At 72.6% G+C, this 24,248-nt stretch carries 17 protein-coding genes; 9 read left to right on the forward strand and 8 right to left on the reverse strand.

Annotated features, from left to right (window positions below):
* Position 1: 1 nt before the first annotated feature.
* Genes ACIRPT_RS29775 through ACIRPT_RS29790 form a run of 4 tightly spaced genes read left to right on the forward strand, consistent with a single transcriptional unit; the run spans position 2 to position 4,663 of the window.
* Positions 2–1,366 carry a YhfT family protein gene (locus ACIRPT_RS29775; RefSeq protein ID WP_403832619.1) on the forward strand — a complete coding sequence of 455 codons (1,365 nt, stop codon included), beginning with the start codon at positions 2–4 and terminating at the stop codon, positions 1,364–1,366.
* Entirely contained in the window at positions 1,363–2,364 is a 1,002-nt protein-coding gene (locus ACIRPT_RS29780) for a phosphotriesterase (RefSeq protein ID WP_403832621.1), read from the forward strand. Before ACIRPT_RS29775 ends, ACIRPT_RS29780 begins: the two co-directional genes overlap by 4 nt.
* Positions 2,361–3,491 (forward strand): aminotransferase class V-fold PLP-dependent enzyme, encoded by a 1,131-nt coding sequence (locus tag ACIRPT_RS29785; RefSeq protein ID WP_403832623.1) that lies wholly within the window; start codon positions 2,361–2,363, stop codon positions 3,489–3,491. Before ACIRPT_RS29780 ends, ACIRPT_RS29785 begins: the two co-directional genes overlap by 4 nt.
* Positions 3,492–3,496: 5 nt before the next feature.
* Complete coding sequence (locus tag ACIRPT_RS29790) at positions 3,497–4,663, forward strand: alanine racemase (RefSeq protein WP_403832626.1); 1,167 nt, start codon at positions 3,497–3,499, stop codon at positions 4,661–4,663.
* Positions 4,664–4,716: 53 nt separating this feature from the next.
* On the opposite strand, the gene ffh is transcribed toward ACIRPT_RS29790, so the two are convergent.
* The 5 genes from ffh to ACIRPT_RS29815 all read right to left on the reverse strand — a co-directional run bounded on the left by ffh (position 4,717) and on the right by ACIRPT_RS29815 (position 12,521).
* Positions 4,717–6,267 carry a signal recognition particle protein gene (gene ffh / locus ACIRPT_RS29795; RefSeq protein ID WP_403832629.1) on the reverse strand — a complete coding sequence of 517 codons (1,551 nt, stop codon included), beginning with the start codon at positions 6,265–6,267 and terminating at the stop codon, positions 4,717–4,719.
* 96 nt (positions 6,268–6,363) lie between these two features.
* Positions 6,364–8,796: a [protein-PII] uridylyltransferase gene (locus ACIRPT_RS29800; protein WP_403832631.1), complete on the reverse strand. Its 2,433-nt coding sequence runs from the start codon at positions 8,794–8,796 to the stop codon at positions 6,364–6,366.
* A 282-nt stretch (positions 8,797–9,078) separates the two neighbouring features.
* Positions 9,079–9,417 carry a P-II family nitrogen regulator gene (locus ACIRPT_RS29805; protein WP_400070011.1) on the reverse strand — a complete coding sequence of 113 codons (339 nt, stop codon included), beginning with the start codon at positions 9,415–9,417 and terminating at the stop codon, positions 9,079–9,081.
* The gene (locus ACIRPT_RS29810; protein ID WP_403832635.1) at positions 9,414–10,754 is read right to left on the reverse strand and encodes an ammonium transporter; all 1,341 of its coding nucleotides are present in this window, start codon (positions 10,752–10,754) and stop codon (positions 9,414–9,416) included. The genes ACIRPT_RS29805 and ACIRPT_RS29810 overlap by 4 nt, the downstream gene beginning before the upstream one ends.
* A gap of 360 nt (positions 10,755–11,114) precedes the next feature.
* On the reverse strand, positions 11,115–12,521 hold the full coding sequence (locus ACIRPT_RS29815) for a hypothetical protein (protein WP_403832773.1): 1,407 nt from the start codon (positions 12,519–12,521) through the stop codon (positions 11,115–11,117).
* Positions 12,522–13,099: 578 nt separating this feature from the next.
* Between ACIRPT_RS29815 and ACIRPT_RS29820 the strand changes: the two genes are divergently transcribed.
* Complete coding sequence (locus ACIRPT_RS29820; protein ID WP_403512666.1) at positions 13,100–13,768, forward strand: bifunctional DNA primase/polymerase; 669 nt, start codon at positions 13,100–13,102, stop codon at positions 13,766–13,768.
* Positions 13,769–13,822: 54 nt separating this feature from the next.
* Here the strand turns inward: ACIRPT_RS29820 and ACIRPT_RS29825 are convergent, their stop codons facing one another.
* Together ACIRPT_RS29825 and ftsY are read right to left on the reverse strand one after the other, a co-directional pair.
* A complete protein-coding gene (locus ACIRPT_RS29825; protein ID WP_403832638.1) occupies positions 13,823–14,710 on the reverse strand; it encodes an alpha/beta fold hydrolase in 888 nt (295 codons plus the stop codon).
* 155 nt (positions 14,711–14,865) lie between these two features.
* Positions 14,866–16,104 (reverse strand): signal recognition particle-docking protein FtsY, encoded by a 1,239-nt coding sequence (gene ftsY, locus ACIRPT_RS29830; RefSeq protein ID WP_403832640.1) that lies wholly within the window; start codon positions 16,102–16,104, stop codon positions 14,866–14,868.
* Between the two features lie 217 nt (positions 16,105–16,321).
* On the opposite strand from ftsY, the gene ACIRPT_RS29835 reads away from it, so the two are divergent.
* The 4 genes from ACIRPT_RS29835 (at position 16,322) to ACIRPT_RS29850 (ending at position 22,257) form a co-directional block, all read left to right on the forward strand.
* Positions 16,322–17,563: an NAD(P)/FAD-dependent oxidoreductase gene (locus ACIRPT_RS29835; RefSeq protein ID WP_403832643.1), complete on the forward strand. Its 1,242-nt coding sequence runs from the start codon at positions 16,322–16,324 to the stop codon at positions 17,561–17,563.
* Between the two features lie 224 nt (positions 17,564–17,787).
* Positions 17,788–19,278, forward strand: a complete 1,491-nt coding sequence (locus tag ACIRPT_RS29840; protein WP_403832646.1) for a purine-cytosine permease family protein — start codon at positions 17,788–17,790, stop codon at positions 19,276–19,278.
* Positions 19,279–19,379: 101 nt separating this feature from the next.
* The gene (locus ACIRPT_RS29845; RefSeq protein WP_403832649.1) at positions 19,380–20,402 is read left to right on the forward strand and encodes an LLM class flavin-dependent oxidoreductase; all 1,023 of its coding nucleotides are present in this window, start codon (positions 19,380–19,382) and stop codon (positions 20,400–20,402) included.
* A gap of 70 nt (positions 20,403–20,472) precedes the next feature.
* Entirely contained in the window at positions 20,473–22,257 is a 1,785-nt protein-coding gene (locus ACIRPT_RS29850; RefSeq protein WP_403832651.1) for an ankyrin repeat domain-containing protein, read from the forward strand.
* An 87-nt stretch (positions 22,258–22,344) separates the two neighbouring features.
* On the opposite strand, the gene ACIRPT_RS29855 is transcribed toward ACIRPT_RS29850, so the two are convergent.
* Complete coding sequence (locus tag ACIRPT_RS29855; protein ID WP_403512648.1) at positions 22,345–23,763, reverse strand: sugar porter family MFS transporter; 1,419 nt, start codon at positions 23,761–23,763, stop codon at positions 22,345–22,347.
* Between the last annotated feature and the right edge of the window lie 485 nt (positions 23,764–24,248).

Below are 24,248 nucleotides of genomic sequence, written 5' to 3' on the forward strand. Positions count from 1 at the left end.
GGTGGGCCCCGGTCACGTCCCCGCGGCCGCCGCCCCGGTGCATGCGCTGGGCTTCTCCCTGGTGCAGCAGCTGACCGTCATCGGAGTGTGCGCGCTGACCGCGTTCGTCGCGCATTCGGCGCTGGCGGTCTTCAACGACGGGGTGCGGCCGTTCATGCTGGACTTCGTGCACGGGCGGACCACGCGCGGCGCGACGGCGGCGGTCTCCTTCGGGCTCTCGGCGGGGTTCGTCTTCGGGCTGGGGGCGCCGATGGCGCTGTCGTCCGGGGTGCTCAATCCCTGGCTGGTGTTCCTGCCGACGGATGTCCTCGGCATCCTGGCGCCCCGGAAGTGGCTGGCGCCGCTGCTGGGCGGTGGCTGGGGCGCGCTGGTCGTCTTCGGTCTCAAAGGTGCCGACGAGGCGGTGCGCGGGCTGCCGGTCGACTTTCTGACGGCCATGCAGCAGATGTCCGTGCCGATCCTGTTTCTGTTCACGCTGTTCCCGGTGCTGGCGGTCACCAAGCAGTTCGGCAGGGCGCGGGGTGCGGTGGCGGGCGTGGTGGAACTGGGCCTGGTGGTGGCGACGATGAAGCTGTGGCCACAGGTGTTCGCCGGGGCGCCGGCGATGGCGGCCGGGGTGCTGCTGCTGATCGGCTTCGCGGTGGCCAGGGACGTACGGGAGCGGCGTCCGGAGCCCGGCGGCGACGAGAGCGTCCGGGCCCCGCAGCCCTCTGAGGCCGCCGACCCCATGGCGTCCCTGTTCAGCGCGAGCGCGGCCCGGCTGCGCCGTCATCTGCCGCTGTTCATGGCGCTGGGCGCCGGTGTGTGCGTACTGGCCCAGATGCATGTCTTCGGCGGCGGCGAGGCGACGAGCTTCCTGATCGCGCAGGGGAAGTACCCGGAGGCCGCCCAGGTCGACCTCTACCGGGTCCTCGGTTTCCTGCCGCTGATCGCCACCACGGCGCTCGCCTCCGGCGCGTACGGCATCGCGGGCTTCACCCTCGTCTACCCCATCGGCTATCTGCTGCCCAGCCCATGGCTTGCGGTGCTGTGCGGCGCGCTGGTCTTCGCCGCCGAGGTGCTGGCGCTCAGCGGCATCGGCCGGGTGCTGGGCAGGCTGCCGTCGCTGCGCGACTCCTCCGAGCGGCTGCGCGGCGCGATCGGCGACACCCTTCACCTGGCGATTCTTTTCGGCTCTTTGATGGCGGCCAATGCGATGGGCGGCGGGCTGGGCATCCTGATCGTCGGCGGGCTGTATCTGGTCAACGAGGCGATGGGGCGGGTCGTGGTGCGGATGGCCGCGGGGCCCGCCGCCGTCATCGTCGCCGGTATCGCCCTCAACGTCCTGTACGGGCTGGGCCTGTTCACCCCGGCCGCCGCGTCATGACCGGGGGCACCGCCGTCCCGGTGGCGGCCGGGCGGCGCGCCGGGTGCGGCCTGCTGCGCACCGTTTCCGGTCCGCTGCCCGTGTCCGCCGTGCGCGGCCCGGTGCTCGCCCATGAGCACCTGGCCCTCGACCTCTCCCGGGGCGCCGACCCGGCAGCCACCCTGGAGCCGCGTCACCGCATCGCGATCGTCGGGGAACTGGCCGCGCTGCGCCGGGAGTTCGGGCTGTCGCTGGTGGTCGAGCTGACCTGCCGGGGCATGGGCCGGGATCCGGCCGGGCTGGCGCGGATCGCCGCGGCGTCGGGCGTCGCGGTCGTCGCGGCCACCGGCTGGTACTACGAGCCGTTCCATCCGCCCGGGCTGGGCGGCGCCGGGCCCGAGCGGCTCGCCGAGACGCTGGTCGAGGAGATCAGGGACGGCTGCGGCGGCATCCGGCCGGGGGTGATCGGCGAGATCGGCAGCCACGGCGACGTGCCGAGCGAGCCGGAGGCGCGGGTGCTGACGGCCGCGGCGCTGGCCGCCTGCGCCACCGGTCTGCCGGTGGTCACCCACGCCGGGCTGGGCCGCGGCGGCCGCGCCCAGCTGGAGCTGCTGACCGCGGCCGGACTGTCGCCGCACCGCATCGCCGTCGGCCACCAGGACCTGCTCGACGATCCGGCCGTGCACCGGGAGCTGGCGGCGGCGGGCGCGTATGTCTGCTTCGACACCGTCGGCAAGGAGAGCTACCAGAGCGATGCCGTACGGCTGCGGCTGCTGCTGGCGCTCCTGGAGGCCGGGCACGCGGACCGGGTGCTGCTCAGCTGCGATGTCTCGCGGCACGGCTATCTGGTCGGCGAGGGCGGCACCGGGTACGGGCATCTGTTCCGGTCGTTCGTGCCCCGACTGCGGGCGGCCGGGGCGGACGCGCGGCTGATCGACGGGCTGACGCGGCGCAATCCGCTGCGGTTTCTGACCGGCTGCGACCTTCCGTACGGCACGGCGGGAGGTGAGTCGCCATGAGCGTGCGGCTGCCCCTGACCAGTCCGCTGCCCACCGTCACGGTGGCCGGCGCCACCGACCGGCAGTTCCGTCTCCTGGAGTGCACGGCCCGTCACTTCGAGGGCCGGCAGCTCTTCGAGGCGGACGCGGGGGTCGTGCCGGGGCCGGGCCGGCCCCGTGCCACCGCCCGCGTCGAGGCGGTGCTCGCCGACTTCTTCGGGGCGCAGGCGGCGGCTTTGGTGCAGGGTGCGGGCACCGGCGCGATCCGGGCGGCGCTGGCCGCGGTGCTGGAGCCGGGCGATCCGCTGCTGATCCACCGGGCGCCGGTCTACCGCACCACCGCGGTCACCCTGCGCGGCCTGGGGGTCCGGACCGTGGAGGCGGACTTCAACGACCCGGGTGCGCTGAAGGAGGCGCTGGCCCCGGGGCGGCTGCGCTGGGCGTATGTCCAGCACACCCGGCAGCGGCTGGCGGACTCCTACGATCCGGGCGCGGTGCTGGCGGTGTGCCGTGCCGCGGGGGTGCGCACGGTCGTGGACGACAACTACGCGGCGCTGCGGGTCCCTTCGTGCGGGGTGGAGCTGGGCGCCGACGCCTCCTGCTTCTCCCTGTTCAAGCTGCACGGCCCGGAGGGGGTGGGCGTGGTGGTCGGCGCGGCGGACCTGGTGGCGCGGGTGCACGAGGACAACTACTCGGGCGGCGGTCAGGTGCAGGGGCATCAGGCGCTGGACGCGCTGCGGGCGCTGACCCATGTGCCGGTGATGTGGGCGGTGCAGTCGGCGGTGGGGGCCGAGGCCGTCGAGCGGCTGGCGGCGGGTGCGGTGCCGGGTGTCGCCGAGGCGGCGCTGGCCAATGCGCAGGACCGCTGCCTGCTCGTCCGCCTGGACCGGCCGCTGGCCCGCGCCCTTCCGGCGGCCGCCGAGCGGCACGGTGCCGCTTCCTTCCCCGTCGGCGCCAACTCCCGCTACGAGATCGCCCCGCTCTTCTACCGCCTGTCCGGGTCGGTGCTGGCCGACGCCCCCGAGCTGGCCGACTGGACCGTGCGGATCAACCCGATGCGGGCGGGCGCGGACCTGGTCGTGGACATCCTCGGGCGGGCCCTGGCCGATCTGGACGGCGCGACGGGCCCCCGCGTCCCCGGGGGCTGACCGCCGTGTTCCTCGATGCCGTCCTCGCCCGCAATCCGCGGCTGGTCGCCTGCGCGGTCGAGCTGCACGAGAGCGGCGCGGTGCCGCCCGGCAGCTATGTGATGGACCTGGACGCCGTGGCGGCCAATGCCGCGCTGCTGGCCGCCGAGGCCGGCCGCCTGGGCCTGACCCTCTGGTTCGTGATCAAGCAGCTCGGCCGCAGTCCGGCGCTGATCGGGGCCATCGCCCGGCACATTCCGCACTTCGCCGCGATCGACCCGGCCGAGGCCCGGCTGCTGCACGCGGCGGGCGCGCGGCCGGGAAACCTCGGTCATCTGGTGCAGATCCCGAGCCGCGCGCTGCCCGAGATGCTCGGCTGGCGGCCGGCGGCGGTCACCGTCTACGACCTCGCCAACGCCCGCGCCGTCTCGGACGCGGCCCGCCGGCTCGGCCTCGTCCAGGACATCCTGGTCCGGGTCGAGGGTGCTCCGGGCGCGGTCCATCCGGGGCAGGAGGGCGGGGTGCCGCTCGCTTCGATGGCGGCGTTCGCCGCGGCGGCCGAACGGCTGCCGGGCGTACGGATCGCGGGTGTGACGGCGTTCCCGTGTCTGGCGTGCGACCCGGACACCGGTCTGCCGGCCCCCACCCCGAACTTCGCACTTGCCTTGCGTGCAAGGGACTTGCTGGCCGAACGCGGCGGTGCCCGGCCGGTCCTGAGCGCCCCCGGCGTCACCTCGATGGCGACCCTGCCGCTGCTCGCCCGCCTCGGCGCCACGCACGGCGAGCCGGGCCATGCGCTGAGCGGCACCACTCCCCTGCACGCCGTCGATTTCCGGCAGCCGGAGCGGCCCGCCTATGTCTATGTCACCGAGGTCGCGCACACCCTCGCCGACGGCAGCCCGGCACTGTTCGGCGGCGGCTTCTACCCCCGTGGCGCCGTCCGCTCCGCGCTGATTCCCCGTACGGGCGCCCGGCTGCGCGTACGGGACGCGCCCGCCGCGTACATCGACTACTACCGGCTGCTGGAGCCGGGTGATGCGCGGGTGGGCGATACGGCCGTGCTCGCCTTCCGTACCCAGGTGTTCGTCACCCGCAGCGTGGTCGCGGTGGTCTCCGGCCTGTCGGAGGGCAGGCCGGAGCTGGCCGGCTGCTTCGACCCGTGGGGCCGGCCCCTGGACGTGCGGCAGGCGTGAGCCCCCGGCCGCGAGGGGGCGGCCGGGGGCTCGGGATACGCGTGGGGTGGGGCTCAGCCCATGAACTTCTTGAACTCCTCCGGGAGTTCGAAGTTCCCCGGCTGCTGGTCGCCCTGCGGCAGGCCGAGCGGATTGCCGGACTGGCCGGCCTCGCGGCGGGCGGCCGCGGCCTCTTCCTCGGCCTTGCGCTTCATGGGGTTGCCGCTCTTGCGCTTGCCCTTGGCCTGCTTGACCTGCTTCTTCTTCCGGGCGGCGCCGCCACCCATGCCCGGCATCCCCGGCATCCCGGGCATGCCGCCGCCCTGGGCCATCTTCGACATCATCTTGCGCGCGTCGAAGAACCGCTCGACGAGGTTCTTGACCGTGCTGACGTCGACGCCGGAGCCCTTGGCGATACGGGCGCGGCGCGAGCCGTTGATGATCGTCGGGTCCTGGCGCTCGCCCGGCGTCATCGACTTGATGACGGCGGCGGTGCGGTCCACCTCGCGCTCGTCGAGGTTGTTGATCTGCTCCTTCATCTGGCCCATGCCGGGCAGCATGCCGAGCAGCTTGGAGATGGAGCCCATCTTGCGGACCTGCTCCATCTGGGCCAGGAAGTCGTCGAGGGTGAACTCCTTGGGGCCCTTCGCCAGCTTGGCCGCCATCTTCTCGGCCTCGGCCTGGCTGAAGGTCTGCTCGGCCTTCTCGATGAGGCTGAGCATGTCGCCCATGCCGAGGATGCGGGACGCCATGCGGTCCGGGTGGAACGCGTCGAAGTCGTCCAGCTTCTCGCCGTTGGAGGCGAACATGATCTGCTTGCCGGTGACGTGCGCGATGGAGAGCGCGGCACCACCGCGGGCGTCGCCGTCGAGCTTGGAGAGCACCACGCCGTCGAAGCCGACGCCGTCGCGGAAGGCCTCGGCGGTGTTGACCGCGTCCTGACCGATCATGGCGTCGACGACGAAGAGGACCTCGTCGGGGCTGACCGCATCCCGGATGTCCGCGGCCTGCTGCATCATCTCCTGGTCGATGCCCAGGCGGCCGGCGGTGTCGACGATGACGACGTCGTACTGCTTGGTCCGCGCGTGCTCGATGGAGTCCTTGGCGACCTGGACCGGGTCGCCGACGCCATTGCCCGGCTGGGGGCCGTAGAAGGCGACGCCGGCGCGCTCGGAGACGACCTGGAGCTGGTTGACGGCGTTGGGGCGCTGGAGGTCACAGGCGACCAGCAGCGGGCTGTGGCCCTGGCCCTTGAGCCAGCGGCCGAGCTTGCCGGCGAGGGTGGTCTTACCGGCACCCTGGAGGCCCGCGAGCATGATCACGGTCGGCGGCTGCTTGGCGAAGCGGAGCCGGCGGGTCTCGCCGCCGAGGATGCCGATGAGCTCCTCGTTGACGATCTTGATGACCTGCTGGGCGGGATTCAGCGCCTGGGAGACCTCGCTGCCGGCGGCGCGCTCCTTGACCTGCTTGATGAAGGCGCGGACGACCGGGAGGGCGACGTCGGCCTCGAGCAGGGCGATACGGATCTCGCGCGCGGTGGCGTCGATGTCCGCCTCGCTCAGGCGGCCCTTGCCCCGGAGGTTTTTGAAAGTACTCGCCAAGCGGTCGGAAAGCGTATCGAACACGGCGGTCGTCGATCCTCGGGGTCGGGGGCGGGGTGCAGTCGGCTTCTAGGGTATCCGCCCACGCAAGCGATGCGGGCCGGGCCGTGGTGCGGTGCGCTACAGCAGGGCGCTCTGCACGCTCTCCGCGAGCGCCGTCGCCGCCTTTTCGGCCAGCGGCCGCCCGTCCGGCTCCGTCACGTAGAAGGCGTCCACGGCGTTCGCTCCCAGCGTGCTGATGTGGGCGCTGCGGACGCAGACCCCGGCGGCCTCCAGGGCCCGCCCGATGCGGTGCAGCAGGCCGTGGGCGTCCTGGGCGCGGACCTCGATGACGGTGGCCGTACGGGAGGTGCCGGGGGCGACGGTCACGCGGGGCGGCGGGGCGAGGGCGGCGCGGGCGCGGCGGGCGTAGGCGCGTTCGCGCTCGGCGAGGCGGACGGGGACGTCGAGGGAGCCGTCCAGGGCGCGGACCAGGTCCACGCGCAGCCGGTCGGCGTCCGGCAGCGAGCCGTATTCGGCGGCCACCCGCCAGCTCAGCAGGAGGACCGGGCCGTCCCCTATGGGGTCGAGGGTGCGCAGGTCGGCGGCGCGGACGGTGAGGCGGTGCAGGGCGAGGACGCCGGCCGCGGCGGGCAGCACGCCGGGCTGGTCGGGGACGGCGATGTGGAGTTCGACGCCGACGGGCTCCTGGGCCTCGTGCTCCGTGGGCGTTTCGGCGCGGGCGTGCAGGGCCAGGACCGGGCCGCCGGTGCGGCCGGCCTCGACGGCCAGCCGCTCCTGCTCAGCGGTCGGCTCGTCCGCGCCGACGATGTCCTCCTCGGCCTCCCCCGCGAGGTGCGCGGCGACCCGTTCCACCAGGCCGGCGACGAGCCCGCCGCGCCAGGCGCTCCAGGCGGCGGGCCCGGTGGCGAGCGCGTCGGCCTCGGTCAGGGCGTGCAGCAGCTCCAGCGTGCCCGCGTGGCCGACCGCTTCCGCGACCGCGCGGACCGTGGCCGGGTCGTCGAGGTCGCGGCGGGTGGCGGTCTCGATGAGCAGGAGGTGATGGCGTACGAGCGCGCCGATCACCGCCGTGTCGCGGGCCTCGAAGCCGAGGCGGGCGGCGATGTCCCGGGCGAGGGGCTCGCCGGCCGCCGAGTGGTCGCCGGGCCGGCCCTTGCCGATGTCGTGCAGCAGGGCGGCGATCAGCAGCAGGTCGGGGCGGTGGACCCGGCGGGTGAGGGCGGAGGCCCGGACGGCGGTCTCGACGAGGTGACGGTCGACGGTCCAGGTGTGGACGGGGTTGCGCTGGGGGCGGCAGCGGACGTGTTCCCACTCGGGCAGCAGCCGCGTCACGATGCCCTCCGCCTCCAGGGACTCCCATACGGGGACCGTGGGGGCGCCGGCGCCCAGGAGGGTCACCAGCTGCTCGCGGGCCTCGGCGGGCCAGGGCACGGGCAGCGGCCGCGCGGCCGAGGCGGTGGCGCAGCGGCGGATGGCGTGGGTGGCCAGCGGCAGCCCGGCCTGGGCGGCGGCGGCCGCGGCGCGCAGCACCAGCACCGGGTCGTGTTCGGGCCGGGCGGTACGGGCCAGGACGGCCTCACCGTCGAGTTCGACGACGCCCTCGGCGAGCGGCGAGCGTTCGCTTCTGCCCGTCGTACGGCCGGAGAGCAGGCCGCGCAGGGTGGGCCGCACGGAGCGGGGGCGCAGGACCCGGCCGACCTCGCGCCAGGTGACGTCGGCGGCGTAGGAGATGGTGCGGGCGGCTTCGTAGGTCCGGCGGAGCAGGGCGTCGGCGTCCGGTACGCCGAGGGCGGCGGCGACCTGGTCCTGTTCCTGGAGGGAGAGCCGGTCGGTGGCGCGGCCGGTCGCGAGGTGGAGCGCGTCGCGGGTGTCCAGGAGGAGGGTGCGGGCGTCTTCGAGTCCGCCGCGCGGCGCGTCGGCGAGCCAGGAGGCGGCGACGGCGCGCAGCGCGGTGGCGTCCCGCAGGCCGCCCTTGGCCTCCTTGAGGTCCGGTTCGAGGAGGAACTGCAGCTCGCCCTGGCGCTCGGCGCGTTCCTGGCACAGGTCGTGGAGTTCCGGCAGGCGTTTGGGGGCGCTCTCGCGCCAGTCGGCGTAGGCGGCGGTGCGCAGCGCGGCGGTCAGTTCGCCGTCGCCGGCCAGGTGGCGGGCGTCGAGCAGGCCCAGCTGCACCTTGAGGTCCTCGCGGGCGGCCTTGCGGGCCTCGTCGGGGGTGCGTACGGAGTGGTCGAGGTCGAGGCCGAGGTCCCAGACGGGGTACCAGAGGTGGTCGGCGAGCTTGGCGACGGCTCCGGGGTCGGTGCGGCCGTCGTGCAGGAGGAGGAGGTCGAGGTCGCTGCGGGGGGAGAGTTCGCCGCGTCCGTAGCCGCCGACGGCGACGAGGGCGGCGCCGGGGACGCCGGCCGCGGTGGCGGCGCGGTCCAGGAGGGCGGCGAGCCAGTCGTCGGTCAGCCGCGCGAGGGCGGCCCGGCGGTCCGGGCCGCCGGGCGCGTCGCCCTGGAGGAGGCGCAGTCGGGCGGCGGGGTAGCCGCCGGTCTCATCGGCACTCTCCGTCAAGGGGTCCTCCTGGGCCGCGTCTTGTCGATCATGGGCCGCGTCTTGTCGATCAGGTGGGTCGCGTCCGGCCCTCACGTGGGGCGCGTCCGGTCGGTCGCTTCCGCCGCGTCTCGTCGATCACGCGGTGCGCCCCGGGAATACCGCCCCGCGCCCGCCGCGTTGTGGCCCGCAAGGGGCGCGCGCATCCCCTACGGCATGTGTTCGACCACCCCTAGGGGCGCGCCCCGTGCGGCGGACCGGCTCCCACCCGCCCGGCCCACCGCAACCACACACCGCCACGGGCTACAGCGCGTCGGGTCCGCGCTCCCCCGTCCGTACCCGGACCGCGTCCTCGACCGGAACGCTCCACACCTTGCCATCCCCGATCTTGCCGGTACGGGCCGCCTTGACGACGACGTCCAGCAGCTCCGGCGCGTCCGCGTCCTCCACCAGCACCTCGATGCGGATCTTGGGCACCAGGTCGACGGTGTATTCGGCGCCGCGGTACACCTCGGTGTGGCCGCGCTGCCTGCCGTAGCCGCTGGCTTCGGTGACGGTCAGGCCGTGCACGCCGAACGCCTGCAGGGCTTCCTTCACCTCGTCCAGCCGGTGCGGCTTGATTACTGCCGTGATGAGCTTCACGCGTCCACCTTCTTCGTCAGGGTCTCGCCGAGTGCCGGGCCCTTGCGGGCCATCGCGCCGCCGCCCGCACCGGTGAAGTCGTACGCCGTCTCGGCGTGTGCGGCCTGGTCGATGCCGGAGATCTCCTCGTCCGCATCGATCCGGAAGCCCATCACCAGGTCGATGGCCTTGGCAAGGATGTAGGAGACGACCAGCGAGTACAGGAGCACGCTGACCACTCCGACGGCCTGCCTGCCGAGCTGCTCGAAGCCGCCCCCGTAGAAGAGGCCCTTGTCCTCGCTCTGCACGCCGCCGGTGGCGAACAGCCCGATCAGCAGGGATCCGGTGACGCCGCCGACCAGGTGGACGCCGATGACGTCGAGGGAGTCGTCGTAGCCGAACTTGTACTTCAGGCCGACGGCCATCGCGCACAGCACACCGGCGATCGCGCCGACCGCGATGGCGCCGAGCGGGCTGACGCAGCCGCAGGCCGGGGTGATCGCGACGAGTCCCGCGACCGCGCCGGAGGCGGCGCCCAGGGTGGTGAAGGACCCGTGCCGGAGCTTTTCGTACGCGAGCCAGCCGAGCATCGCGGCGGCGGTGGCGACCTGGGTGTTGACGAAGGCGACCGCACCGATGCCGTCGTCGTTGCCGAGCCAGGAGCCGGCGTTGAAGCCGAACCAGCCGAACCACAGCAGCCCGGCGCCGAGCATCACCAGCGGCAGGCTGTGCGGCCGCATCGGGTCCTTCTTGAAGCCGATGCGCTTGCCGACGACGAGGATCACGCCGAGCGCCGCGGCACCGGCGTTGATGTGCACGGCCGTGCCGCCGGCGAAGTCGATGACCTTCAGTTTGAAGAGCCAGCCGCCGTCGCCCCACACCCAGTGGGCGACGGGGAAGTAGACGACGGTCACCCACAGGGCGATGAACAGCGCCCAGGCGGTGAACTTCACCCGGTCCGCGAGCGCACCGCTGATCAGCGCGGGCGTGATGATCGCGAACATCAGCTGGAACACCGCGAAGACATAGACCGGGATGGTGGTCGCGCCCCACAGCTGGGTCAGGCCGATGTCGCTGAGACCTGCGAAGTGGGAGTCCCAGCCGAAGAAGCCGCCCTTGTCGGTGCCGAAGGCGAGCCCGAAGCCGTACAGGACCCACAGAATGGTCACGATGCCGAGGCTGATGAAGCTCATCATCAGCATGTTGAGCACGCTCTTGACCCGGACCATGCCTCCGTAGAAGAAGGCGAGTGCGGGGGTCATGACCATCACCAGCGCGGAGCAGATCAGCATGAACCCGGTGTTCGCCGGGCTGAGTGTGGCCTTGTCTGCTGCCAAGGTCAGGATGCCTGGGGGCATCGGCGTCTCCTCGTCGTCGATGCGGCCCGTGCGGGCATGTTTCTGGTGGGCCGACTTCGCGATGAGGTTGTCGCAGGGGGGTTTCGGCCAAACCTTGCCGGTGTTTCGCGACAGTGACGAAGACGCCGTACGTGTTACGCCGAGGTGAACTCCGGCCTCGGCCCGCACTCACCCGTTCAGCCCACCGCAACCACCACGTGAGCAACCCCCACGGCGATCAGCCATCTCCGCGAAAGCCGCGCCGGCTCAGACGCAATAAGGGGCCCGCCCGCGGTGCCGGCCCGCATGACCTGGCGTGGGGAAGCCGAGTCGGGTTGTACGGGGCGGCGGCCGCGGGCGGGGGCTGAGGGGTGGGTGCGGTCAGACGGCCTGCGCGGCGTGGTCCGGCAGCTGACGGGAGAGCTCGTCGCTCAGGCGGACCACCTCGGCGACGTCGGAGAACTCGCGGGCGGCGGTGTCCACCGTCTTGCGCAGCCGGGTGTTGACCCGCTCGGAACGGACCTGTTTGGCGAACGGGATGGCCCGCTGCGCCATCGCCGCGCAGGCCTCGGGCTCCTTCTGCAGCAGATGGACGGTGGCCATGCCGATGAGGTTGAGCGCATACGACCGCTGATGCTCGGGGTCCTTGCCGAACAGCTCCACGGCGCGCTCCATGACGGGCTCGGCGAGCGAGGCGTAGGTGGGGCTGCGGCCCGCGACATAGGCGAGGTCGCGGTAGGAGTGGGCGTTCTCGGCGTTCAGCTCGGCCTCGGAGAAGAAGCGGATCCAGTCCGGTTCGGGCTCGCCGGGCAGTACATCGGAGAAGGTGTCCTCGGCCATCCGTACGGCTCGCTTGACCTTGCTGGGCTGACCCATTCCGGCGTAGGCGCGGGCCTCCATCGCATACAACATCGCCTGGGTGCGGGCGGTGGCCGTCTCGCGGCTGCCGTACTGGGCGAGGTGGATGAGCTCCAGGGCGTCGTCGGGCCGGCCGAGATGGATCATCTGGCGGCTCATGCTGGAGAGGATGTACGAGCCCAGGGGGCGGTCGCCGGCCTCCTTGGAGGCGTGCAGGGCCAGCACGAAGTACTTCTGGGCGGTGGGCTGGAGCCCGATGTCGTAGCTCATCCAGCCGGCCAGCTCGGCGAGCTCGGCGGCGACCTTGAACAGCCGCTTGGAGATCTCGTCGGGGTGCGGCTCCTGGAGGAGGTCGGTGACCTCGTGGAGCTGGCCGACGACCGCCTTGCGCCGCAGTCCGCCGCCGCACTGGGCGTCCCATTGCCGGAACATCGCGGTCGTGGACTCGAGGAGTTCGAGCTCCGGCTGGGAGAGCCGGACGGGCCGCCGGCTGCGGTCCTGCGCCACGTCGGCGCCGCCCTGGCCTGCGGGCACCGGCACCAGCCAGCGCTGCATCGGCTCAATCAGGGAGGGGCCGGCGGCCAGCGCCAGGGAGGTGCCCAGGAAGCCGCGGCGCGCCAGCATGAGGTCGCTGCGGGAGAACTCGCTGATGAGGCTGACGGTCTGGGGGCCTGCCCAGGGCAGGTCGACGCCGGAGGTGGAGGGGGACTGGTGCGCGGTGCGCAGCCCCAGTTCCTCGATGCCGACGACGCAGCCGAACCGCTCGGAGAACAGTTCGGACAGGATCCGCGGAATGGGCTCGCGCGGCTGTTCGCCGTCCAGCCAGCGGCGGACCCGCGAGGTGTCGGTGCTGATGTGGTGGGCGCCCATCTGGCGCGCCCGGCGGTTGACCTGTCGCGCCAGCTCGCCCTTGGACCAGCCGCTGCGCATGAACCACGAACCCAGTTGTGCATTGGGTCGTTTGACGGCGTCGGTGCCGCCCGTGCCGCCGTTGCCGGCCACTTGGTAGCCCCCATCCCGATCGTTACCCGGTGCTTGGTGCGAACCCTTCACAGGACGCCGCCCGTTGCGACGCCTGCCCGCGTACATCTACCCGATCACGCCTTACGGCCACACCTCTTGGCCCGTGCCCGACCGGTGCGTTGCCATCGGCATACCCGTGCGAATCATGCCTCTCCGGGGTTCGTGCACTGAAAGTAATCCTACGATCACGCCCCCCGCGAGGGCGATTGCGGAAACGCCACCATTCGCCACCCCTTCGAATGAACTGCCCGGCGGGCTCTCACGATTGACTTGACAGGGGTCGAAAGGGATCTGGTGGAACGGAGCGCAGAAGGGAGTGCGGCCCGTACCGCACCACCCGGCGCACGCACGCCACTCCGCGCCACGCCGCGTCGCACCACCGGCACGGCCGACCGTCGACGGCACGGTACGGCACGGCAGTTGGAGGTCTGTCCGGCGGTTCACCGGCTCGTAACCACAGGCACGCAGCACCCGTTGGAGGGGGCATGGGCTTCACGATCGGCGGCATCCGGGAGATTCGGTCCGGCTCGCGGCGCCGCGCCCGCTCGTCCGAGATCACGGCGGTGGCGGAGTACACGGGACTGTGGGGCTGGGACGTCGTTCCCGGCGCCCGCGCGGCGCGCTCCGGCAGCGGCCGCACGGACTGTTCGTGCGGCGTCGCCGACTGCCCCTCCCCCGGGGCTCATCCGCTGGACTTCGGCAAGGAGGTGGCGGCCGGGGCGACGCTGGAGGAGGCCGCGGCGGCCTGGGCCCGGACGCCGGGCGCCGCCGTGCTCCTGCCGGTGGGCCGGTCGTTCGACATCCTCGACGTCCCGGAGGCGGCGGGCCGCGGCGCGCTGGCCCGGCTGGAGCGGATGGGGCTGCCGCTGGGCCCGGTGGCCGCCACCCCGACCGGCCGCGCCCTGTTCTTCGTCGCCCCGGGCGCGGCCGCCGGTCTGCCGGGCCTCCTCTACCGCACGGGCTGGGACGACGCCGATCTCGACCTGCGCCCGCTGGGCGACGGCGACCACATCACCGCGCCGCCGTCCGACTTCGGCGGGCACGGCCCGATGCGCTGGCTGCGCCCGCCGGCCCTGGACTCGGCGGACCGGCCGCCGCAGGCGCGGCTGGTGGTGGGAACCCTGGCGTATCTCTGCGCCCGGGTGTGCGCCTGACCGGCCGCCTGGGACGGCGGCGTTACGGTGCGGCCTCGTTGCGGCGCGGCGGCGTTACGGCGCGCCGTCCGGCCGCGTCGCCCGGTGCGGCCGAGGAGCGTGGAGGACGGCGTCGGCGTGGGTCCACAGCACCGCGCCCCCGATCCCCGGGACTAGGTGCCGGACGGCGCCGGGGACGCTGCGGGCCAGGCCCGCTCCCCGGTCCGGTGAGTGGCCGGCGTCCTCCTCGCCGTACCACAAATCCACCGGGATCCTGATCGAGGAGAGGCCGATGTCCCACCGGCCCATGGCCGGCGCGGTGTCCCGTGCGTACCCGTGCGGTCCCTGGGCGAAGGCCTCCTCCAGCGCCTGCCGGTAGGCGGCGGCGAACGCGGGCTCCTGGTAGACGGCGAGGTCGCTGGGCGGGCTGCCGGCCATCGCCATGTCCCACATGGCCTCCGGCGTGAATCCGGCGAAGGTCTGCCCGACGGCGCCCGGGTCGGCGACCGCGAGATCGACGAGCCGCCGCAGCGGGCCGGGCAGTGCGTCGGCGAAGCGGGGTGCGGCGACCTCGTCCGCGGCGGCGACCACCGCCGGCGCGCCGGTCGCCTCGCTCGCGGCGCAGGCCGGGGCGAACGGGGCGCCTTGTGAGGTGCCGACCATGGCGGGCCGGTGCAGGCCGCGCAGCGCGGCGAAGTCCCCGATGCCGGTGGCGAAGTCGGCGAGGGTGCGCCGGGGCGCGGGCGAGGAGGCGCCCAGACCGGGCCGGTCCAGGCTGATCAGCCGGGCCCCGAGCCTGCCGACGGCCTCCGGGCCGAATCCCAGGCGGCGGCCGGTGGCGGCGCCCGGGGAGAGCAGTACCGGTATGCCGTGTGCCGGGCCCCACTCGGCCCAGCCCAGCGGTCGCCCGTCGGGCAGCCGTTCCGCGCCGGTGCGAGCCGGGGCGGCGAGGTACCTCGTCATGATCCGAGCATGGCGCGGCGGCCGCGTGGGCGACGGCGTATTACGGCGGTGTACTGGGGGCCGGGTGGGCGCGGACAGACGTCGGCCCCCGGTGAACCGCCGTGTGGAGGTCCGGGGGCCGATGACAGCCGGGGGCAGGCGCCCTGGCGAGTGCGTCAGTCGATCAGCGCGTCGACGAACGCCTCGGGCTCGAACGGCGCGAGGTCGTCCGCGCCCTCGCCCAGGCCGACCAGCTTGACCGGTACGCCGAGCTCGCGCTGGACGGCGACGATGATGCCGCCCTTGGCGGTGCCGTCGAGCTTGGTGAGGACCACGCCGGTGATGTCGACGACCTCGGCGAACACGCGAGCCTGCACCAGGCCGTTCTGCCCGGTGGTGGCGTCCAGTACGAGGAGCACCTCGCCGACCGGGCCGTGCTTCTCGACGACCCGCTTGACCTTGCCGAGCTCGTCCATCAGGCCGGTCTTGGTGTGCAGCCGGCCGGCGGTGTCGATCAGGACGACGTCAGCGCCCTCGGCGATGCCTTCCTTGACCGCGTCGAAGGCGACCGAGGCGGGGTCGCCGTTCTCGGGACCGCGGACGGTACGGGCGCCGACCCGCTCGCCCCAGGTCTGCAGCTGGTCGGTGGCGGCGGCACGGAAGGTGTCGGCGGCGCCGAGGACCACGGACTTGCCGTCGGCGACCAGGACGCGGGCGAGCTTGCCGGTGGTGGTGGTCTTGCCGGTGCCGTTGACGCCGACGACCATCACGATGCCGGGGATCTCCTCGCCGCCGTTGCCGATGCCGTTGTCGGTGTGCACGGTGCGGTCGGCTTCGGTGCCGATGAGGGTGAGCAGTTCCTCGCGCAGCAGCGCGCGCAGGTCCTCGGGGGTGCGGGTGCCCAGGACCTTGACGCGCTCGCGGAGGCGGTCGACGAGTTCCTGGGTGGGGGTGACGCCGACGTCGGCGGTCAGCAGGGTGTCCTCGATCTCCTCCCAGGTGTCCTCGTCGAGGTGTTCGCGGGAGAGCAGGGTCAGCAGGCCCTTGCCCAGGGTGTTCTGGGAGCGGGAGAGCCGGGCGCGCAGCCGGACCAGGCGGCCGGCGGTCGGCTCAGGGACCTCGACGGCCGGTGCCGCGGGTGCCTCGGGCTCGGCGGCCGGGGCGGCGGCCTCCGCCTCGGCCTCGGGCAGCCCGACTTCTTCGATGGTGCGACGTTCTTCGTCGCGGGGGGTTTCGGCCTCCTCACCGACGTGTGGTTCAGCGGGGGGCGCGGTGACGGAGGGGGTGGAGGGCGCGGAAGAGGCAGCCGGCGGGGACGGCGGCAGCTGCTTCTTCTTGCGGCCGCTGACGACGAGCCCGCTGATCGCGGCGAGCACGACCACGGCGATGACTACGGCAAGGATGACGGTTTCCATAACCCCTCCAGTATCAGTCACGTCCCGCCGGTGGGGACTGCACGCGCCGGACCGGATTGCGGGCCTCGGGGTGCGGCTGCGGACGTGCGGCAACCGGCCTCCGTACGCCCGGCAGTCCTGAATTCTGGATGTCTCGCATCCGGGATCAATTCTGGATGTGTAATATCCGGATTCACCTCCCGGGATCCGCCCGCGGAGCACTGGAAGGGGAATCTGGATGTTTGATGTCCTGGTTTTGGGCGGCGGCTTCGCCGGACTCTGGAGCGCCGCCGCGGCGACCCGCCTGCTGCGCTCCCGCGCCGCCGAGCACCCCGAAGCCGCCGGCGCCACGGTCGCCCTGCTCACCCCGCTCCCCGACCTGACCCTCCGCCCGCGCCTCTACCAGGCCGACCCGGCCGGCTTCCGCATACCGCTCGACCGGGTGCTGGGCCCGGTCGGCGTCCACCGGATCGCCGCCACCGCGACCGGCATCGACACCGAGCGCCACCGGGTCGGCGCGACCGCCGCCGACGGCACCCGTATCCAGGTGGGCTACCGGCGGCTGATCCTGGCCACCGGGAGCGCGGTGGTGCGGCCCGGTCTGCCCGGTGCCGCGCTGCTGCACGACATCGACACGCTGGCCGCCGCGGTGAAGCTGGAGGACCATCTGCGGGCCCTGCCCAGCGGGCCGGCCGGGCCGGGCCGCTGGAGCGCGGTGGTGGTCGGCGCCGGGTTCACCGGGCTGGAGATCGCCACCGAGCTGGTCGGCCGGCTGCGCGCCGGGGCGGCCCCCTACGGCACGGAGAACGAGGTGCGGGTGACCCTCGTCGAGCGCGCGGCGGCCGTCGGGGAGGGGCTGGGCGAGGAGGCCCGACCGGTGATCATCCGGGCGCTGGACGAGCTGGGTGTCGAACGCCGTCTCGGGGTCACCGTGACCGGGCTGGACGCGGGCGAGGTCCGCCTCTCGGACGGCAGCGCGCTGCCCGCCCGTACGGCCGTGTGGACCGCGGGGATGCGGGCGAGCGAGCTGACCGCGCAGATCCCCGCGCCACGGGACGAGCTGGGGCGGCTCGCCGTGGACGCCCGGTTGCGGGTGCGGGGCGTGGGCGATGTCTACGCGGCCGGGGACACCGCGGCGGCCGCGGCCGAGGGCGGTCATCCGGTGCCGCAGAGCTGCCAGCACGCCACGCCGCTGGGCAAGGTGGCGGGCCACAACGCCGCGGCCGATCTGCTCGGGCTGCCGGGCGTCGGCTTCGCGCCCGACCCGTACACCACCTGTCTGGATCTCGGCGCGGCCGGCGCGGTGGCCACCGCCGGCTTCGGCCGGGCGCTGCGGCGGGGCCCGGAAGGCTTCGAGAAGGAGCTGAAGCGCGCCATCAACGAGACATGGATCTCGCCGCCGGTCGACGATCCGCAGGAGCTGCTGCGGCGGGCCGACCACCGCGTCAGCCAGCGGCGGCCCGCACCGTCCCGGGCCTGATCAGCGGTGTGGGAATGGATACTCCGACGAGGGCATGTGACGCTCACCCTTGTCGGGGGATCCAAAGGTATGTACGAGTAGAAGTTGGTTCAAAGTACGATGGTCCACGGCCACTCAACGCGCGTAGAGTCCTGGCAGCCAAATTCCGGCCAGGTACCACAGCCGCTGCCTGCACCTCCTCCCCCGGGGGTGCCCCAGATCCCCCGCACGGAGACACCGCACCTATGGGCACCAGCACCACGTCCCCCGCCACTCCCGAGAACGAAGGCGCCGTCGAAACCCGGGGCATCGAGCCCGTCCCCGACAACGAACGCCAGGGTCGCGTCCGCGAACTCTTTCCCACCTGGGTCGCCGCCAACATCAGCGTGCTGTTGCTCACCATGGGCGCCTCCCTGGTGGTCAACAACGGGCTGAACTTCTGGCAGGTCCTGCTGGTCGCCGCGGTCGCCGCCACCGTCGCCTTCGGCATGGTCGGCGTGCTGTCGGTCTCCGGGAAGTGGGGCGGCGCCCCCGGTGCACTGCTCTCCCGGGCCGCCTTCGGCGTCCGCGGCAACTACTTCCCCGGCGCGATCTTGTGGGTCGCCCGCTTCGGCTGGGAAACGATCAACGCCGTCACCGGCGCCTACGCCGTGCTGACCGTGCTCGACCTGTGCTTCGGCATCAAGAGCAACAACGTCCTGATCGTCGTCACCCTGCTCGCCTTCGTGGCCGTCACGTACCTGGTCAGCGGCATGGGCCGGAAGGCGCTGAACGTCTGCAACAAGTACTCGACGTACCTGTTCGGCCTGTTCAGCATCATGGTGCTGGTCTATCTGATCGCCACGATGGACTGGGACGCGATCTTCGCCAAGAAGGCCGGCACCACCGCCATGGTGATCGCCGGCATCGGCACGATCGCGGCCGGCGGCATCAGCTGGGTCCCCACCGGCCCCGACTTCGCCCGCTACCTCCCGCACTCCGTCTCCGGCAAGAAGATCGCCGGTACGACCGTCTCCGGTGCGGCCCTGGTGATGGTGCCGATGGTGCTGATGGGCGGCGTGATGGCCGTCTCCAGCCCGAAGCTGGCCGGTCAGAACACCGACCCGATGTCGTTCCTGGGCACCATCCTGCCGACCTGGCTCGCGATCCCGTACCTGGTCACCGCGCTGGTCGGGATGGTGCTGATCAACAGCCTGTCGATGTACTCCGCGGGCTTCACCGCCCAGACGATGGGCGTCAAGCTGCCGCGCGCCCTGGCGGTCAGCATCAACGCCGTCATCAGCCTGGTCGGTGGCCTGTTCATGATGCTGGTGGCCAAGGACTTCATCGGCCAGTTCATCGCCTTCCTGACGCTGCTCGCGGTCTCGTTCTCCGCGTGGATCGGCGTGTACGGCATCGACATGGCGCGACGCCGCAAGAAGGCGGTGCGCTACGACGCGGACAGCCTGATGAACACCGGCCCCACCAGCCGCTACTGGTACGCCGGCGGCTTCTGCTGGCAGGCCATGACCGCCTGGTCCGTCGCGCTGGCCGCGGGCCTGTGCTTCACCAAGGTCCAGTGGTTCACCGGCCCGCTGGCCACCACCTGGGTCGGCGAGAACGGCCTGGGCTGGGCCGCCACGATCGCGATATCCGCGGCGGTCTTCGCGGTGCTGCCGGCGGCCAAGGAGAAGATCCCGGCCGACGCGTCCGAGCGGGCCGCCGACGACGCCCCGCAGCCGGCCGGGGTCCGCTGACCAACGACCGCCGGCCGGGTCGCGGGTCCCGCGCCCTGGTGATCTGACGTAACGTCAGCTAGCGTCCCCTTCGCCCACCGCCCGGCGAAGGGGACGTCGTCATGTCTGCTGCCACGCCCATCACGGTCCTGCGCTTCAACCTCGTCGACCCTTCACCCACCCCCGAGGCGCTCTCCGCCCGCTACCGCGCCGCCGTCGAGATGGCCGCCTTCGCCGACGACCGCGGCCTGACCATGATCCAGACCGAGGAGCACCACGCCACCACCAACGGCTGGATGCCCTCCCCGCTCACCTTCGCCGGCGCCGTCTTCGGCGCCACCCGCCGCATCGGCGTCACCGTCTCCGCCATGATCACCCCGCTCCACGACCCGCTGCGGCTGGCCGAGGACATCGCCGTGCTCGACCTGCTCAGCGGCGGCCGGCTGATGACCGTCGCCGGACTCGGCTACCGGGAGGCGGAGTACGCGGCGCACGGCAAGGACTGGCAGGGCCGCGGCGCGCTCCAGGACGAGGTACTGGAGACGCTGCTCGCCGCCTGGACCGGCGAACCGTTCACCTATCAGGGGCGCACCGTCCGCGTCACCCCGCGCCCCTATACCCAGCCGCATCCCCTCCTCCTGATCGGCGGCAGCTCGCGGGCCGCGGCCCGGCGCGCCGCCCGCCTGGGGCTTCCCCTCTTCCCCAGCGCCCATCTCCCGGAGCTGGCGGCGTACTACGAGGAGCGGCGCGCCGAGTACGGCACCGAGGGCTGGGTGATGCAGCCGCCCGAGCAGACCTGCCTGCTCCACGTCTCCGAGGACCCGGACCGCACCTGGGACGCGTACGGAGGGCATCTGCTGCACGAGGCGCGGACCTACGCCTCCTGGCAGTCCGCCGGTATCCGCTCGGCGGTGCGCTCGGCCGCGACGGACGCCAAGGCGCTCCGCGAGGAGGGCGTCTACCGGATCGTCACACCGGAGGAATGCGTACGGCTGGCCCAGGAGGCGGGCGCGCAGGGGTCGTTGATTCTGCATCCGCTGTGCGGGGGGATGCCGGTCGACGAGGGCTGGCGTTCGCTGCATCTCTTCGCGGAGCGGGTGCTGCCGCGCCTCGAGGCCGTGGCGGCGGGCGGTGCAACGGTCTGACCTAGGGCCTGACCTGCGGCGATCGCCGGGCGGGGCGGCGTTGTCAGTGGCGGGTGTCACTATCTGTCACATGAACTTCTTCGACGGACCGATCGCCGGTGATGCGTCGCCCGAACCCCCGGCCGGGGCCATGGCGTTGAGCGCCTACGTGCCGGGCGAGGACGAGGGCTTCCCGCCCGACCAATGGTTCGTACCGGCCCAGCTGCCGCAGGCCGCGGAGGTCGGCGCGGGTCCGTACGTACGGATCATGCTCACCGGGTGGGAGGTCTGGCCGGGGTCGGTGACGATGCGGCTGGGGATCTTTCTGCGGCGGATCCGGCCGCGGGACCCGTCGTACGACGACGGTCCGGGCACCGGGGGTCTGCGCGTGGGCCTGTCACTGGGCGACGGGCGCAAGGTCACCACGCTCGACGGCGATGCGCCCTCGCCCGCGGGCGGGCCGGCCCGCCCCACCCTGCGGCTGATCAGCGGCACCGGCGGGGCCTTCCACTACCAACTGGAGCTCCATTTCTCACAGTTGCCGCCCGCGGGGCCGGCTCGGCTGGTCGTCGCATGGCCGGATGAGCAGGTGCCCGAGACCGGTACGGACATCGATGCGGCGGCGCTGCGGGCGGCGGCCGGCGATGCGCTGGAGATCTGGCCGGACGCGGAGCCGCCCGCCCCTGCGGCGGCGGGTGCGGAGCCGGGGGGATTCCTCGCCGGGAGCCTGGGGCCGTACGGCATCCTGGCCCAGCCCCGGGAAGCGGACCCGTCCGAGGAAGGGGGTACCGCCAGGGAAGGAGGTCCCGCCAGGGAAGAGAGCCCCACCGGGGATGAGGACCCGCCACCCTCCGACCGGCCGCGCGGCGATTGGGAGGGTATGGCCCGCAACGACTGGCGGGACGCGGAGCTGGTCCGGGCCCGCCTGGCGAACGGCGCCGATCCGGCCGCCACGGGGCTCGACTCGCACGCAACGCCGCTGCATCTGGCCGCCGCCTGGAGCCCGCCCGAGATCGTCGCCGAACTCATCGCGCGGGTGCCCGATGTGGACGCCCGGGACAGCGAGGGCCACACCGCCTTGTGGAAGGCCGTCACCCGCGGCGCCGAGGCGAACGCCGCGCTGTTGCTGGCGGCCGGCGCCGATGCCTGGAGCCCTCAGATCGGCGGCCGGTCGCCGGGCCGGCTGGCCCTGACGACGGCCATGGCGCCACTGTTCGCCGGCCTGCCGGGAGCGGTACCACTGACGGCCGCCGAGCGCGCCGCCCAGCAGGAGGCCGATGACCGGATGGCCGCGTTCAGGGACGTGGACACCTTTGGCCTGGCGGTCGCTTTCGTTCCCGGCATCGACGAGGAGGAGGCGATACGGCGCCTGGGCGGCGACCCGCGCAACTGTCCGGCGCCGGGGCCGGACGCGGATCCGGGCCCCTACGGCACGGGCCCGGACGGCTTCGATCCCTACGACTTCGACGAGGCCGAACGCCAGGTCGGAGTGACGGGTGTGGCGGGCGGATGCGTGCTGGTCCAGCTCTCGTCGTATCTGCTCAGCATGGGCTCGGTCCTCGATGCCCTCTCCCCCGGCACGGCCGCCTACGGCGTCTTCTTCAATCCCAAGGGAGGCACCTTCGGCACGTTCTCCCGCGACGGGCGCACGGAGCTCACCGAGGAGATCGGCCTGCCGACGCACGGCGCCGACTCCTCCGACGCACACTGGCTGTACCGCTTCTGGGACTGGGGCCTGCCGAAGGACATGCGCGGCGCCCCCGTGCTGGCCTACGCCTCCGCCATGGCGGGACTGCCGGTCACGGACGTGCCTGCGGTGGACGGCCTCCCGCGACGCTGGGTGGAGATACCCGAGGGCAGCCCGCTCCTGCCGTAGCCCCCTCCGGTACCGCGGAAAACGGTGCTGCCCCGGCTCGGGTGAGCCGGGGCAGCAGCCACAAGAGGAGAGGACTGGCGGGGGGGGTTAGCCCATCTCCTCCAACGCCTTGCCCTTGGTCTCCTTGACGTACCGGAGCACGAAGGGGATCGAGAGCAGAGCGAAGACGGTGTAGATCACGTACGTACCCGAGAGGTTCCAGTCCGCCAGGCTCGGGAAGCTGGCGGTGATGGCCCAGTTGGCGATCCACTGCGCGCAGGCGGCGACGCCCAGCGCGGCGGCGCGGATCTTGTTCGGGAACATCTCGCCGAGGAAGACCCAGACCACGACGCCCCAGGAGAGCGCGAAGAAGAGCACGAAGACATGCGCGGCGATCAGGGCCACGGTGCCTTCGGTGGCCGGCAGGGTGCCGGCCGCGGTCTTGGCGGAGAAGGCCCAGGCCTCCAGGGCCAGCGCGATGGCCATACCGGCCGAACCGATCAGCGCCAGCGGGCGGCGGCCGATCCGGTCGACGAAGATCATCGCGATCACGGTGCCGATGATGTTGATGATGGAGGTGGTGAAGCTGTAGAAGAACGAGCTGCTCGGGTCGACGCCGACCGACTGCCACAGCGTCGAGGAGTAGTAGAAGGCGACGTTGATGCCGACCAGCTGCTGGAAGACCGAGAGCCCGATGCCGACCCAGACGATCGGCAGGAAGCCCATCTTGCTGCCGAGCAGGTCCTTGAAGCTCGACTTGTGCTCGCGGCGCATCGCGTCCTGGATCTCCACGACCCGGGTGTCGAGGTTGACGGCGTGGCCCTCGACCTCGGACAGCACCTCCTTGGCGCGGGAGATCTTGCCGACGGAGATCAGGTAGCGCGGCGACTCGGGGATCGCGAAGGAGAGCAGACCGTAGAGGACGGCCGGCACCACCATCACGCCGAGCATCCACTGCCAGGCCTCCAGGCCGCCGATGGTGCCGCGCTGGTCGCCGCCGGCGAGGTTGAGGATGCCCCAGTTGACCAGCTGCGAGACGGCGATGCCGATGACGATCGCGGCCTGCTGGAAGGCGCCGAGCCGACCGCGGTAGGCGGACGGCGAGACCTCGGCGATGTAGGCCGGGCCGATGACCGAGGCCATACCGATCGCGAAGCCGCCGATGACCCGCCAGAACGCCAGGTCCCAGAGGGCGAACGGCAGGGCGGAGCCGACCGCGCTGATGGTGAACAGCGTCGCGGCGATCTGCATCACCCGGATACGGCCTATCCGGTCGGCGATCCGGCCCGCGGTCGCGGCGCCGATGGCGCAGCCGATCAGGGCGACGGCGATCACCTGGGCAAGAACGGCCGATCCGACGTCGTAGCGGCTGCGGATCGCCTCGACGGCACCATTGATGACGGAGCTGTCATAACCGAAGAGGAAGCCGCCCATCGCGGCAGCCGCCGTGATGAAGATGACATGGCCGAGATGGTCCGGGTGTGCCTTGCGGCCTTCCGGGACCTTTGGCTGCGCGGTGCTGGTCAACGTGAACTCCAGTGGCCCGGCTGCGCTGCCGGGCATCGGGGGCTGGCCCTTCCAGTGGCGCATAGGTTGGGGGTACCCACCACTTGAAGGTAAAAGCAACGTTGCAGAGACTATGCCTTCAAGTTTCGAAGTCAATAGGCCGTGACGAATTCGTTTCCCGGCAGGTTCTCCGACACCTCTCAGCGCTCTTCGTTCAAGTTCTGAAGAGAATGGACAGGGAGGGGCCCACCAGGAGCCCTCGAGGCGCAACAAGCAGCGGCACCCCCACGGACAGCCGGGAGCCCCCACACCTCTCAATCACTCCCTGTTGCGATTCACGGGAACGAAATCACCCTGCGTAATCGTTGCCGTAATATGAGGAGGCGGCAAGGGCAAGGCGAGGCGAAGGCATCCAGGTCGCACAGCCGTGGCGAAATGCCTGCGGTGCGCACTCACTGCGCGACGCACCAACTGCGCCGCCGGCGCGCGCAATGCACCAGGAAGCA

Origin of the sequence: Streptomyces sp. NPDC101227 (assembly GCF_044767545.1) — a bacterium.
Classification (GTDB): domain Bacteria; phylum Actinomycetota; class Actinomycetes; order Streptomycetales; family Streptomycetaceae; genus Streptomyces.